The organism is Delftia sp. DLF01, assembly GCF_014852125.1.
GTDB lineage: Bacteria > Pseudomonadota > Gammaproteobacteria > Burkholderiales > Burkholderiaceae_C > Comamonas > Comamonas acidovorans.
Genome location: NZ_JACVAZ010000003.1, coordinates 516,682 through 530,559 on the forward strand (window position 1 = coordinate 516,682; position 13,878 = coordinate 530,559).

The following is a 13,878-nucleotide window of genomic DNA, read 5'->3' on the forward strand; positions in this document are numbered from 1 at the left end:
TGATTACCTGGACGCCTGGCTGGACGTTCAGCCGTTGACCACGACCTGCGCGCGCGGCGCATAGCCGTGGTTCAGCGGGCCATGGCCGGCGCCCGTGAACACATCGGCACCGGCCGCAATCGCGCCCAGGATGTAATCGCGCGCCTGGGCCACGGACGCCTCCAGCGGCAGGCCCAGCGCCAGGTGCGAGGCAATCGCCGAAGACAGCGTGCAGCCCGTGCCGTGCCCGTTGTGCGTGGCAATGCGCTGCGACTGCAGGCGCAGCCGCTGGCCGTTGCCATGGCCCAGCAGGTCCACCACCAGATCGCCCGACAAGTGCCCGCCCTTGAGCAAGGCGGCCGGCGCGCCCAGCGCCAGGAGTTCCTGCACGGCGCCGTCCAGTGCATCTATGCCCTCAATGGAGTGGCCCAGCAGCAGCGCGGCCTCGTCCAGATTGGGCGTGACCACGGTGGCCAGGGGGAACAGTTCGCGCACCAGCACGGAGGCGGTTTCCGGCGCGATCAGCCGGTCGCCGCTGGTGGCCACCATCACGGGGTCCAGCACCACGTTGCGCAGCTGGTGGCGGCGGATGGCATCGGCCACCACCTGCACCACCTCGGGCGTGGCCAGCATGCCGATCTTGACGGCGTCGGCGCCGATGTCCTCGACCACCGCATCGATCTGGCCGCGCAGTATGTCCACGGGAATGCCGTGGATGCCGCTGACGCCCAGCGTGTTCTGCACGGTGATGGCCGTGATGGCCGTCATGCCGTAGCAGCCCAGGGCGCTGCAGGTCTTGAGGTCGGCCTGTATGCCGGCGCCGCCGCCGCTGTCGGAGCCCGCGATGATGAGCACGCGGGCATAGCGCTTGCGCGCGGCGGGAGCCGGTTCGGGGGATGCGGCGGTCGAAGGGGAGTGGTCGGCAGTCATGGGCGAAAATTATCACCCATGCGCATGGTCAATACCGGCAGCTGCGGGATGTGCTGTAATGCCTGCTGACGGACGAAACAGGGGTGTCCCGTCGGTGAAACAGGGCCTGGCCCGCCTCGCCGATGCGTGACTGAGAAACACCCTGGGGCCCCGGGGCGACCAGCCCCCTGCCGCACAAGCCTGCACCACAGGCACCTTGCCGCGCAGCGCCCCTGCACCCGATCCAGGTCATGCTGGCGTGGGGAGTTTCAATCAATCGGGGTGGTACGCCGCGTTTTGTCCAGCACATGCCCTGTGCGCGGACAGCCGGCCGGCAGTCCCACGGGCATGGGCGCACTTGACCACCAGATGCACATGTCCGTTCTACAAGCTTCTTCCCGCATCGCCATTCTGGGCGGCGGCCTCATGGGCCGGCTGCTGGCATTGGCGCTGGCCCGTCGCGGCCACGGCATTGCCGTATATGACGCCCACGGCCCCGAAGGCGATGGCGCTGCCGCCCGCGTGGCAGCCGCCATGCTCGCGCCCCTGGCCGAATCGGCCATCACCGAGCCCGGCGTGGTGCGCATGGGCCAGCACGGCCTGACGCGCTGGCCCGAACTGCTGGCCCAGCTCGATGCGCCCGTGTTCTTCCAGCAAAACGGCACCCTCATCCTCTGGCACCGCCAGGACGCGGGCGATGCCCAGCGCTTCTTCGGCCTGCTGGAGAAAAACCGCCGCATCAACCCCAGCCTTCCCGCGCTGCAGCCGCTGGCCGACCAGGCCCTGCACGACTGCGAGCCCGCGCTTGAGCGGCGCTTTGCCCAGGCCATGTACCTGCAGGGCGAGGGCCAATTGGACAACCGCCAGCTGCTGGCCGCACTCCACGCCACGCTGACCCGCCTGGGCGTGGAGCAGCACTGGAACCAGCCGCGCGAGCTGGCCGACTTCCAACCCGGCACGCCGGGCCAGCCCGACTGGGTGCTGGATTGCCGGGGCCTGGGCGCACGCGGCCAGTGGCCTGCGCTGCGCGGCGTGCGCGGCGAGGTGGTGCGCATCCACGCGCCCGAGGTCACGCTGCAGCGGCCCACGCGCCTGATCCATCCGCGCTACCCGATCTACATTGCGCCCAAGGAGGACCACCTCTTCGTCATCGGCGCCACCGAGATCGAGTCCGACGACATGTCGCCGGCCAGCGTGCGCTCCACGCTGGAGCTGCTGAGCGCCGCCTACACCGTGCATCCGGGTTTTGCCGAGGGCCGCATTGTCGAGATCGCCACCCAATGCCGCCCCACCCTGCCCGACAATCTGCCGGCCGTGCGCTGGAGCGCGCCGCGCGTGATGGAGGTCAACGGCCTGTACCGCCATGGCTTCATGATCGCGCCGGCCATGCTGGACGTGGTGCTGGAGTTGCTCGACAGCGGCGATTCCGAACTGGCCCGCCGCTTCGATGTCGCCGTCGAGCATGCGCCATCGCAGCACAAGGCAGCCGCCTGAACGGCACGCACGGCACTTTCACGCACAACAGACCGGACATGCACGCAGGGTCGCCAGCCCCGGCCCTGCCTAAGATCGAACAAGCCCCCGTACCCGCCTTTCGTTTCCCCCCAGCCGCCATGAACATCACCATCAACCAGCAAGCGACCGAACTGAGCGACGGAGCCACCGTGGCCGACGCGCTGGCCCAGCTTGCGCCGCGCCCGCCCTTTGCCGTGGCCATCAATACCGTCTTCGTACCCAAGGCCCGCTATGCCGATCAGGCGCTGAACGACGGCGACCGCCTCGAAGTGATCTCGCCGGTGACCGGCGGCTGATGCCCCATCCGACTCTCCCATTGCCTCACGCCATGACGACTTCCGCCCCTTCCTCCGACGACAGCCTGGTCCTGTACGGCCAGCGCTTTGACAGCCGCCTGCTGCTGGGCACCTCCCGCTACCCCTCGCCCGCCGTGCTGGAAGCTGCCGTGCAGCGCGCGCGCCCTGCCATGGTCACGGCCTCGCTGCGCCGCCAGGGCAGCAATGCCGCCGAGACCGGCGCCAGCTTCTGGGAACTGCTCAGAAAGCTCAACGTGCCCGTGCTGCCCAACACCGCCGGCTGCATGACCGTGCAGGAAGCCGTGACCACGGCCCAGATGGCGCGCGAAGTCTTCGAGACCCCCTGGATCAAGCTGGAGCTGATCGGCGACGACTACACCCTGCAGCCCGACACGCTGAACCTGGTCGAGGCCGCCTCCATCCTCATCAAGGACGGCTTCCAGGTCCTGCCCTACACCACCGAGGACCTGGTGCTGTGCCAGCGCCTGGTGGATGTGGGCTGCCAGGCCGTCATGCCCTGGGCGGCGCCCATCGGCACGGGCCGCGGCCCCGTCAACCCCTACGCCATGCAGACGCTGCGCGAGCGCCTGAAGGTGCCGCTGATCGTGGATGCGGGCCTGGGTCGGCCCTCGCATGCCTGCCAGGTCATGGAGTGGGGCTATGACGCCGTGCTGCTGAACACGGCCGTGGCCCTGTCCGAAGATCCCGTCGCCATGGCCGGCGCCTTTGCCGATGCCGTGAACGCCGGCCACGCCGCCCATCGCGCCGGCGCCATGGCCGAGCAATCTGCCGCCCAGCCCAGCACACCCGTGCTGGGCACGCCGTTCTGGCACCACGGCTGAGGAGACCGGCCATGAGCAACGACTCCATCCAATCCTGGGCAGACGCCATCGTGCGCCTGCACGGCGCCACCTTCGCCCCTGAAGGCTCCGCCCTGCCCTCTCAGCCCGTGCCGCAGGCACAGCGCCAGGAGCCGGCCTATCTTGCGGCACTGCAGGCCTGCAGCGCCCTGGGCTTCATCGCCATCGACGCCGAGACGCTGGCCTGTGCCTGGCAGGCGCAGACGCTGCGCAGGGGCCGCTTCGAGGCCACGCTATGGCCCGACGATCCGCGCGACTTCGGCCTGGAGGGCGCCGATCCCGCACTGGCCTTCCCGGACTGTCCAAGGTCCCTGGGGCTGTACGGCGTGCTGCCCGACGCGCAATGGGTGGGCCGCATGGCCCGCGCCGGTGTCCCCACCGTGCAATTGCGCTTCAAGTCCGAGGACCGCGACGCCATCGCCCGCGAAGTGCGTGCCGCCGTGGCCGCCGTGGAAGGCACGGACGCCCTGCTCTTCATCAACGACCACTGGCGCGAGGCCATCGATGCCGGCGCCTATGGCGTGCATGTGGGCCAGGAAGACCTGGATGCGCTGGCCGGCGCCGACCTGCAGGCCATCCACGCCTCGGGCCTGCGCCTGGGCGTGAGCACGCATGGCTATGCCGAAATGGTGCGCGCCCATGCGGTGCAGCCCAGCTACATCGCGCTGGGCGCCGTCTTCCCCACAACGCTCAAGAAGATGGCCACGGCTCCGCAGGGCCTGGCGCGCCTGGGCGCCTATGTGCGGCTGATGCAGCGCTATCCGCTGGTGGCCATAGGCGGCATCTCGGCCGACCAGTTCCCGGCCGTGCGCGCCACGGGCGTGGGCTCGGTGGCCGTGGTGCGGGCGCTGGTCAATGCCGAGGATCCAGAAGCGGCGGCGCAGCAGTTGCTCGCCAGCATGCACGCTGCCGACTGAGTTCTTGCTGGGCACTCCAACAAAAAAGGGAGCAGATGCTCCCTTTTTTTAACTGCCTCAGCCCTTGGGCGGATCCTTGTCGTCTGCCTGCGGCGACGGAGCCTGTGGTGAGCTACGAAAGGCCGGGTCGGTCTCGCGCGACAGCAGCATGTCCACCGAGCGGCTCAGCGGCTCGTCCAGGCCTCGGTGCTCACGCACGGTGTCGGGCGGCTCCAGCTCCCACTTGTCCAGCGCCAGGTCCATGTCCAGCGGCGCCTTGAGATTGTGGCTGCTGAAACCCACGGCACCCGAGCCGGGCACCGACAGCGTCACGGGCGGAAAGCGCGAGGGCACATCGACATGCGGCAGCTCGTTCTCGCCCAGGTCCGTGAGGTCTATGTCCAGCAGCGGTGCCGACTCATCGTGGATGAAGGAAGGCGCCTCGCCCAGGGGCACGGCGCGCACCTGGCCTGCGGGCAGTTGGCCGGCCTGATCCAGATCGAAGTTCAGGGGCTGCAACTCGAAGTGCAGCGGTGCGGACAACGAGTCCGGTGCGCTGCTCGCAGGCTTGTCGCCGCCACCGACTGCACCCGTGGACAGGGGCAGCGTGTCCATGGGGGTGAACTCCAGGCCCGGCTCCAGCGGCGTCACTGAGGCCGGCTGCGGCTGTGCAGGTTCTATCGGCGGCTGCAGCTCTGCCATCCAGTCCACGCCCGTGGCCGCGGATGCAGGAGCCTGCGCCGGCGTGGCTTCTGCAGCCGCTGTGAAGGCAGCCGCGCCAGCCGTGGCTGCGCCGGCTGCAGCCGTGCCCGCCACCATGCGCGGCGTGGTGCGCTCGCGCGGGCCGGGTTCGCCGCGTGTTCCGGCAGGTGAGGTGCGCGCAATGGACAGCAGCAGCAGCAGGTCGTCGAAGGCGGCCAGATCGAAGGGAGCCGGCGCATCGGGGTCGGGTGCACCGTCCTGCTTGAACAGGTAGTGCGCCAGGCAAGTTTCGACTTCGTCCACGGGCCACAGGGCCTCAATGCGTGCCAGTTGCTCGGGATAGCCCTGCAGCAGGCTGCTGCCCTTGTCGGTAAAGCCCGGCATGGCCGGCACACGGGCGTTGAAATGCCTGGCAAAGCGGGCGCGCAGCTGGTCGAAATCGTCGCGACGGCTCAGCGTGTAGTACAGGTGCAGCAGCTCCAGATAGGCCAGCGGCGAGGAATCCTCATGCGTGTCGATATGCGAGCGCAGCAGCTCGATGGCCTGCTGGTGTTCGCCCACCGAGATGAAGAATTCCGCCTGTTGCTGCACGTCGAACAGTTCGCCGGGCTGCACCATGCGCCTGGCCTTGATGGCCTCGGGCCCGGACGTGCGCACAGGTGCCGGGGCCTGCGGCGCAGGCTCGGTTTCCAGCTCGGCATGCACGGACACAGGCACGGGAATGGTGGCCGGGCCGAAGTCGCCAGGGTCCACATCCTCATGCAGCTCATAGGTCACGCCGGGGCGCATCTGGGCGCCGCGCTGCACGTAGGGCGAAGCCAGGGTATCCGGTCCCCGGCGGTCGTCCTGCTGCGGTGCCGCAGGCCGGTGCTCACGCAGGATGGGAGCCATGGGCCGCGTGGGCCTATGGGGATCCAGGGAATGCGGCAGGGTGTGGATCTCGTCATCGCGCACATGCGGCGGGGTCGACGGCACGGGGTCCTGCGACGAACGCTCCACCGATTCCCGCCAGGCGTTTTGCTCGCGCGAGAACAGCGAAGCACCCGAGCGCATGCGCCAGGCCATCCAGCCGATCACGGCCACGGCGGCAATCAGGGCCAGCAGCAGCGCATTGAACAGCCAGGACGAGCCGCCGGACTCCTGGCGCATTGCGTCCAGCTCGGCCCGCAGCTGGGCCAGTTGCCCACGGTCCACGCCGTCGCGCTTCTTGAAGGCCGCCATCTCGGCCTCCAGCGCCTGCACGCGCTTGTTGGCCTCGGCCAGCTGCTCGCTGCCCGCATCGAACATGGGAGCCGCAGATGCGGCGCCGCCTTCGGGTGTTCCGGGTGTTCCGGCTGCTCCAGCGGCGCCCGGGGTTCCGCCCGTGCCCAGCCATTCCTCCACCGGCTCCATGCGCAGGCGCGGTTCGATGCGCAGGCCCGCCTGCAGCTGCCCGGCCTGGGCCTGGGCGGTCACACCCACGGGAGGCTTGGACTTTTCGGCCGCGGCCTTGGGTTTCGGCCTGGGCTTTGGTTTGGGCTGGGGCTGCGCCTCCTTGGGAGCGGGCGCCGTGGCAGGCCGGGCATCCGACCGGGCACTGCGGGCAGCGGCCGCGCGGGAGGGTGTCGAAGAAGATTCAGAAGCGGTGCCAGCCACACCGGCTGCACCAGCGCCAGCGCCGGCTGCTGCGGCGGCGCCCACGGTCGGCAGCGCAGGCTGCGCTGCTGCCAGTTCACGCACATTGATGGGCTGGTTGCCTGTGGCGTCCACCGAATCTGGCAGCTGCGCCAGCAGCGTATAGCTGCGGCTGATGCCGCCACCTTCGCAGCCCGCCCACAGCTTGAGCGTCACGATGGGCTCGTCCACCGTATAGCGGGCCTGCACCCGCACGGCCTTGCCCGACGAGGTCGGGCTGACACTGACGCGCGAGGATTCGATGGGCCTGTCACCGGCCAGCAGCTCGGCGCGCACACAGGAGCTGCCGGCGTCGTTTCCGCTATCGGGCTGCAAGCCCACCACCAGGTCGAACGGAGCGCCCAGCACCACGTTGCCCCGAGGACTGCCCAACGACAATGCGGACGCGTTCCAGGCCATGGAGGACAGGGCGACGCCGAGAATGGTGCTACAAATTCTCACATCAGCCTTTCTTTGAACGCTTGCATTTTTGCATAGACACCTGTAGGACACCTCCTCTATGTATATGATCCAAAACAACATTTCTCCTATCAGAAACGTCGGATTGATAGGCGCAGGCATCATGGGGCAAGGCATTGCCCAGTTGGCCGCCCAGGCAGGCGCCAGGGTGCTGTTGCAGGATGCCCGTCCCGGTGCTGCCGCACAAGCGCAGCAACAGCTGCTTGCGCTGTGGGACACGCTGCAGAAGAAACAAAAAATAACAAGTGAGCAGGCCGCAGATTGCAAGGCCCGGCTGACGGTGGTGGACGGTCTCGATGCCTTCAGGAACTGCGACATGGTGATAGAGGCCATCGTCGAGCGCATGGATGCCAAGCAGGCGCTGCTGCGCGAGCTGGAGGCCATTGTTGCGCCCGGGACCCTCATCGCCAGCAATACCTCGGCCCTGTCCATCACCACGCTGGCCACGGCGCTCAAGCACCCGCAGCGCTTTGCCGGCTTTCACTTCTTCAACCCGGCCCCGCTGATGAAGGTGGTGGAGATCGTGCGCGGCCTGGCCACGGATGAGGCCACCTGCGCCACGCTGGCACATTTCGCGCGCAGCTTCGGCCACACGCCCGTGCGCGCGCAGGACACGCCGGGCTTTCTGGTCAACCACCTGGGCCGCGGCTATGTGACCGAGGCGCTGCGCATCGTGCAGGAAGGCATTGCCGACTTCGCCACCATCGACCGCATCCTGCGCGAGCAGGTGGGATTCAAGCTCGGCCCGTTCGAGCTGATGGATCTCACCGGCCTGGATGTCACCCATGCCGTGATGGAGCACATCTACCACCAGTACTACCAGGAGCCGCGCTACCGCCCCAGCCCCATTGCCGCGCAGCGCGTGGCGGCCGGCCTGCTGGGCCGCAAGACCGGCCGGGGCTTTTACCGCTATGCCGAAGGCCGCGCCGAGCAGCCTGCCGAGCCTGCCGTGCCGCAGGTGCAGACGCTGCCACCGGTCTGGGTGTCCGCACGCGCGGCCCGGCGCAACGAGATCTACCAGTTGCTCAAGAGCCTGGGCGCACGCATTGAAACCGCGCAGGCACCGACCGAGCAGGCCTTGATCCTGGTGGCGCCGCTGGGCCTGGACGTGACCACGGTGGCTGCCGTGGAGCGGCTGGACTGCACGCGCACCATGGGCATCGACATGCTGATCGCCGACGCCGACACGCGCCGCCGCGTGCTGGCCACCACGCCGGCCACGCGCACCGACATGCGCGATGCCGCCCATGCGCTTTTTGCCAGCGACGGCAAGGCCGTCAGCGTGATCCGCGACAGCGGCGGCTTCGTCACGCAGCGCGTGGTGGGCTCCATCGTCAACATCGCCAGCGACATCTGCCAGCAGGGCATCGGCAGCCCGGCCGACTTGGAAAAGGCCGTGACCCTGGGCCTGGGCTATCCCATGGGCCCGCTGGCCATGGGCGACCGCTGGGGCCCCACCAACATGCTGGAGGTCCTGTTCAACCTGCAGACCGTCTACGGCGACCCACGCTACCGCCCCAGCCCCTGGCTGCGCCGCCGTGGCGCGCTGGGGCTGAGCCTCACGCACGAGGAGCCATAAGCCCTGCAAAGCAGGCGACCCGACGCACGACGGGTCGCCTTTTTTTCGCCGCCCTGCCCCGTTTTCGGCAGGCCCAGACACCGAAGTGACAGGCCCGCCGGCGGCATGCTGCGCCGCGGCGGTCCCACACGCGACAATGTGACCGTCATCAGTCACGCAAAAGACAGGCCATGGACGACCCGATTCTTACCATCGAAGAACGTGAAGCGATCAATTCCGGTCGCTGGTTTTCATCACTTTCTCCATCGCTTCGGCACGACATTCTTCGATGCGCTTACGTCAAACGGTTCAAAGATGGCACGCTCATCTGCGCACGCGGAGAACCGCCCGAGGAATGGATCGCCTGCGCCCGCGGTGCGGTGCGCGTGAGCTCGACCTCGATCACGGGCAAGCAGATCACGCTGGACTACGTGGAGCCGGGCATCTGGTTCGGCGACGTGGCCATCCTGGACGGGGACAAGCGCACGCACGATGCCTATGCGCACGGCGAGACCACGCTGCTGTGCGTGTCCAAGACCGACTTCAAGAAAATCCTGTCCATGCATGTGGAGTTCTCGGAAGCCATGCTGCGCCTGCATGCACGGCGCATCCGCCAGCTCTACGGCCTGGTCGAGGACCTCAACACCCTGCCGCTGCGCGCGCGCCTGGCCAAGCAGCTGCTGCACCTGGTGCGCAGCTACGGCGTGACCAGCCTGTCGGATGGCAGCGAGATCCGCATCGGCCTGCACCTGGCGCAGGAGGAACTGGCCCAGTTGCTGGGCGCCTCGCGCCAGCGCGTGAACCAGGAACTCAAGGCCATGGAGCGCGAGAACGCCATCCGCATCGAGCCGGGCGGCCTGGTGGTCTGCGACCGCGACACGCTGCTGCGCATCGCCGCGCCCGACGCCTGAACCTGCGCGGCACGCGCCGCGCCGCGTACACAAAGCCCTTTCCTTCACCGACCGGACGCTCGCGCCGGCCGGTGCCTCGCCGCGCCCGTGCCGCGCGGCCGCACCCCTTTCTAGAACCGGTTTCCGAACCGATCACAGGACTGACTGCCCCATGAGCACTTTCGACCATTTCGTAGGCACGCGCCCCGTCTCCGACCAGCACGCATTCGACGTGCCCGCGCTCACCGCCTGGATGCAAGGCCATGTGCAGGGCTTTGCCGGCCCGCTGCAGGTGGAGATGTTCAAGGGCGGCCAGTCCAACCCCACCTACAAGCTGATCACGCCCGGCCGCAGCTACGTGATGCGCTCCAAGCCCGGCCCCGTGGCCAAGCTGCTGCCCTCGGCCCATGCCATCGAGCGCGAGTTCCGCGTGATGAAGGGCCTGGCCGGCACCGACGTGCCCGTGCCCCACATGTATGCGCTGTGCGAGGACGAGTCCATCATCGGCCGCGCCTTCTACATCATGGAGTGCATGGAAGGCCGCGTGCTCTGGGACCAGTCCCTGCCGGGCATGGAGCCGGCCCAGCGCGCCGCCATCTACGACGAGATGAACCGCGTGATCTCGGCCCTGCACACCGTGGACTTCGCGGCCCAGGGCCTGGCCGACTACGGCAAGAGCGGCAACTACTTCGAGCGCCAGATCGGCCGCTGGAGCAAGCAGTACGTGGCCTCGGTCACCCAGCCCATCCCCGAGATGGACCAGCTCATGCAGTGGCTGCCCGCCCACATGCCGGCCAGCGCGCTGGATGCCTCGCGCGTGTCCATCGTGCACGGCGACTTCCGCCTGGACAACCTGATGTTCCACCCCACCGAGCCGCGCGTCATCGCCGTGCTGGACTGGGAGCTGTCCACCCTGGGCCACCCGCTGGCCGACTTCAGCTACCACTGCATGAGCTGGCACATCCCGGCCACGCTGGGCCGGGGCATCGCAGGCAAGGACCTGGCTGCCCTGGGCATTCCCGGCGAAGAGGAATACATCCGCCGCTACTGCGAGCGCACAGGCCTCAAGGACGTGGACACGCTGCGCGCCGACTGGAACTTCTACATGGCCTACAACATGTTCCGCATCGCGGCCATCCTGCAGGGCATTGCCAAGCGCGTGGAGGCCGGCACGGCCTCCAGCGCCCAGGCCAAGGCCTCGGGCGACACCGCCCGGCCCATGGCCGAGCTGGCCTGGTCCTTCGCCCAGCGCAGCTGAGCCATCCAGACCAGCCCCCAACACTCACCGATCACCCCGTTTCCACCACAAGCGACAAGCCAAGAGAAGGAGCGCATCCATGGACTTTGAATATTCGCCCAAGACCAAGGACCTGCAGGAACGCCTGCTGAAGTTCATGGACGAGCACATCTATCCCGGCGAAAAGGACTATGCCGCCGAGATGGAAGCCAACACCGCCGCAGGCAAGCGCTGGACGCCGCTGCAGACCATCGAGAAGCTCAAGGTCAAGGCCCGGGAGCAAGGCCTGTGGAACCTGTTCCTGCCCGTGGACAGCGCCGAGGCCGCTGGCTACAAGGGCGGCGGCCTGACCAACCAGGAATACGCGCCGCTGGCCGAGATCATGGGCCGCGTGCCATGGTCCAGCGAGGTTTTCAACTGCTCTGCGCCCGACACCGGCAACATGGAAACCATTGCGCGCTACGGCAGCACCGAACTCAAGGAGCGCTGGCTCAAGCCGCTGCTGGAGGGCAAGATCCGCTCGGCCTTCGCCATGACCGAGCCCGAGGTGGCCTCCTCCGACGCCACCAACATCTGCACCCGCATCGAGCGCCAGGGCGACGAGTACGTGATCAACGGCCACAAGTGGTGGATCTCGGGTGCCGGCGATCCGCGCTGCCAGGTCTTCATCACCATGGGCAAGACCGACCCCGATGCGCCCAAGCACTCGCAGCAAAGCATGATCATCGTGCCCGGCGACGCGCCCGGCATCCGCATCGTGCGCCCGCTCAACGTCATGGGCTATGACGACGCGCCGCACGGCCACATGGAGATGTACTTCGAGAACGTGCGCGTGCCTGCTGGCAACATCCTGCTGGGCGAGGGCCGTGGCTTCGAGATCGCCCAGGGCCGCCTTGGCCCCGGCCGCATCCACCACTGCATGCGCCTGATCGGCCTGGCCGAGCGCGCGCTGGAGCTGATGTGCAAGCGCGCCAGCTCGCGCATCGCCTTCGGCAAGAGCGTGGCCCAGCAGACCGTGACGCAGGAGCGCATCGCCGAGGCACGCTGCCGCATCGACATGGCGCGCCTGCTCACGCTCAAGGCCGCCTGGCTGATGGACATCGCCGGCAACAAGGTGGCCCGCAGCGAGATCGCCATGATCAAGGTCGTGGCCCCCAGCATGGCCTGCCAGGTCATCGACTGGGCCATGCAGGTGCACGGCGGCGGCGGCATGAGCGACGACTTCCCGCTGGCCAGCGCCTACGCCCACGCGCGCACGCTGCGCTTTGCCGACGGCCCGGACGAGGTGCACCGCAACGCCATCGCCAAGTGGGAGCTGGGCAAGTACGGCGCCTACGGCAAGGATGCCGGCGTTCCCATCACGCGCGGCAGCTGAGCAGGCTTCAAGCCTGAGGCCTGAGGCCGCACACCCGACAGGATCGGGTGGCGGCCCTGCCCCTCCCCTCTCAGCCAGGTGGCAATGCCTCCTGGCTTTTTTGCGCCTGCCTTTCCGGCATTTCAGTGCCTACGGCAGGCGCCTCCCATCCCCCGCCCAGCGCCCGGTACAACGCCACGCGCGCCTGCAGCTGCAGCAGGCGCTGCAGCACGGCATCGTCCTGGGCCGCGTACAGCGTGGTCTGGGCCTGCAGCAGGGACAGCAGGCTTTCCGCCCCGGCCTTGTAGCGCAACTCGGCCAGCGACACGGCCTGGCGGGCCTGGGCCAGCACCTCGGCCTGGGCCTCGGCCTGGGCCTTGAGGCCGTGGACGGCATTGAGCGCCAGGTCCACATCGCCATAGGCCGCGACGATGGACTTGTAATAGCCGGCCAGCAGCTCCTCGCGCCGGGCCTGGGCGCCATCGCGCTCGGCCGCCAGCCGACCGCCGTCGAAGATGGGGCCGGCCAGTCCGGCCAGCAGCGAATACACGGGCTCGCGCAGCCAGTCGCTGGCGCGGCCCGCGCTGGTGCCCGCGCTGCCCGTGAGGGTCAGCCGGGGCCACAGCGCTGCGCGGGCCGCCTGCAGGTTGGCGCTGGCGGCGGCCAGCTGCGCTTCCGCATTGGCAATGTCAGGGCGGCGCTGCAGCAGCTGCGTGGGCAGGCCTGCGCCGATCTCGGGCAGTTGCAGGGCTTGCAGCGAATCCGTGGCCAGCGCGGGGCGGCGTGCCTGGCCCAGCAGCACGGCCAGCGTGGCATCGGCATCCTCGCCCTGGCGGCGCAGCGTGGCCAGGGCCTGGCGCTGGCTGGCCACCAGGCCGCGCTGCTGGGCCAGCTCCAGCTGGGTGGCGGCGCCTGCACGCGCGCGGGACTCCACCAGGCCCAGCAGCCGCTCGGCATTGGCCACGTTGCGCGCCGCAATGGCCTGGCGCTCGCGCAGCGCCACGGCCTGCAGCCAGCCATGGGCCACCTGGGCGGTGACCGTGAGGCGCACCGTGTCCTGGTCGAACCGGCTGGCCTGCCAGGCCGCCGCCGCCGCATCGCGCGTGGCGCGGTTGCGGCCCCAGAAGTCCACCTCATACGAGGCCGTCAGCGCGGCGCCGTAGACGCTGGCCTGCCCGCCCGACACCTGTGCATGGTTCATGCGCTGGGCGCGCAGCTCGCCATTGAGCGAGGGCAGCAGCGTCGCGCCTGCCTGGCGCGTGGCCGCCTCGGCCTGGCGCACGCGGGCCATGGCGGCGGCCATGTCCAGGCTCTGGTCCTGGGCAGCCTGCACCATGCCGCCCAGCTCCGCGCTGCCAAAGGCCTGCCACCACTGCGGTGAGACGGAGGCAGGGAGGACTTCGCCCTGCTGCTTCCACGAAGCGGCCAGCGCAGGCGCTGTCCTGTCCGGCATCGTCTGCTGCGCGGCGCAACCGCCCAGCGCAGCCAGGGCCAGGGCGATGCAGCCCAGGCGCGCATTTCCCAGCGTCTTGTCGTTCATGTCTTTCAT

11 protein-coding genes are annotated in these 13,878 nt (G+C 68.8%); 8 read left to right on the plus strand and 3 right to left on the minus strand.

Annotation, left to right across the window (positions count from 1 at the left end):
* Nucleotides 1–27 precede the first annotated feature (27 nt).
* The gene (thiD, locus tag IB269_RS17575; protein WP_192367825.1) at nt 28–909 is read right to left on the minus strand and encodes a bifunctional hydroxymethylpyrimidine kinase/phosphomethylpyrimidine kinase; all 882 of its coding nucleotides are present in this window, start codon (nt 907–909) and stop codon (nt 28–30) included.
* 354 nt (nt 910–1,263) lie between these two features.
* On the opposite strand from thiD, the gene IB269_RS17580 reads away from it, so the two are divergent.
* The 4 genes from IB269_RS17580 to thiE all read left to right on the plus strand — a co-directional run bounded on the left by IB269_RS17580 (nt 1,264) and on the right by thiE (nt 4,476).
* Nucleotides 1,264–2,382: an FAD-dependent oxidoreductase gene (locus IB269_RS17580; RefSeq protein WP_071957121.1), complete on the plus strand. Its 1,119-nt coding sequence runs from the start codon at nt 1,264–1,266 to the stop codon at nt 2,380–2,382.
* 119 nt (nt 2,383–2,501) lie between these two features.
* Nucleotides 2,502–2,699, plus strand: coding sequence for a sulfur carrier protein ThiS (gene thiS, locus IB269_RS17585; protein WP_192367826.1), 198 nt, complete (start codon nt 2,502–2,504; stop codon nt 2,697–2,699).
* Nucleotides 2,700–2,731: 32 nt separating this feature from the next.
* The gene (locus tag IB269_RS17590; RefSeq protein ID WP_013802786.1) at nt 2,732–3,541 is read left to right on the plus strand and encodes a thiazole synthase; all 810 of its coding nucleotides are present in this window, start codon (nt 2,732–2,734) and stop codon (nt 3,539–3,541) included.
* Nucleotides 3,542–3,552: 11 nt separating this feature from the next.
* Entirely contained in the window at nt 3,553–4,476 is a 924-nt protein-coding gene (thiE, locus tag IB269_RS17595) for a thiamine phosphate synthase (RefSeq protein ID WP_192367827.1), read from the plus strand.
* A gap of 57 nt (nt 4,477–4,533) precedes the next feature.
* Here thiE and IB269_RS17600 read toward each other — a convergent pair whose 3' ends face one another.
* A complete protein-coding gene (locus IB269_RS17600) occupies nt 4,534–7,209 on the minus strand; it encodes a FimV family protein (RefSeq protein WP_225614173.1) in 2,676 nt (891 codons plus the stop codon).
* Nucleotides 7,210–7,330: 121 nt separating this feature from the next.
* Here IB269_RS17600 and IB269_RS17605 point away from each other — a divergent pair, with 121 nt between their 5' ends.
* The 4 genes from IB269_RS17605 to IB269_RS17620 all read left to right on the plus strand — a co-directional run bounded on the left by IB269_RS17605 (nt 7,331) and on the right by IB269_RS17620 (nt 12,350).
* Nucleotides 7,331–8,869 (plus strand): 3-hydroxyacyl-CoA dehydrogenase, encoded by a 1,539-nt coding sequence (locus IB269_RS17605; protein WP_192367829.1) that lies wholly within the window; start codon nt 7,331–7,333, stop codon nt 8,867–8,869.
* Nucleotides 8,870–9,039: 170 nt separating this feature from the next.
* A complete protein-coding gene (locus IB269_RS17610) occupies nt 9,040–9,759 on the plus strand; it encodes a Crp/Fnr family transcriptional regulator (protein ID WP_012205125.1) in 720 nt (239 codons plus the stop codon).
* A 151-nt stretch (nt 9,760–9,910) separates the two neighbouring features.
* Nucleotides 9,911–10,996, plus strand: a complete 1,086-nt coding sequence (locus tag IB269_RS17615) for a phosphotransferase (RefSeq protein WP_013802790.1) — start codon at nt 9,911–9,913, stop codon at nt 10,994–10,996.
* Between the two features lie 79 nt (nt 10,997–11,075).
* Nucleotides 11,076–12,350, plus strand: a complete 1,275-nt coding sequence (locus IB269_RS17620) for an acyl-CoA dehydrogenase family protein (RefSeq protein ID WP_013802791.1) — start codon at nt 11,076–11,078, stop codon at nt 12,348–12,350.
* 70 nt (nt 12,351–12,420) lie between these two features.
* On the opposite strand, the gene IB269_RS17625 is transcribed toward IB269_RS17620, so the two are convergent.
* Complete coding sequence (locus tag IB269_RS17625; RefSeq protein WP_192367830.1) at nt 12,421–13,878, minus strand: efflux transporter outer membrane subunit; 1,458 nt, start codon at nt 13,876–13,878, stop codon at nt 12,421–12,423.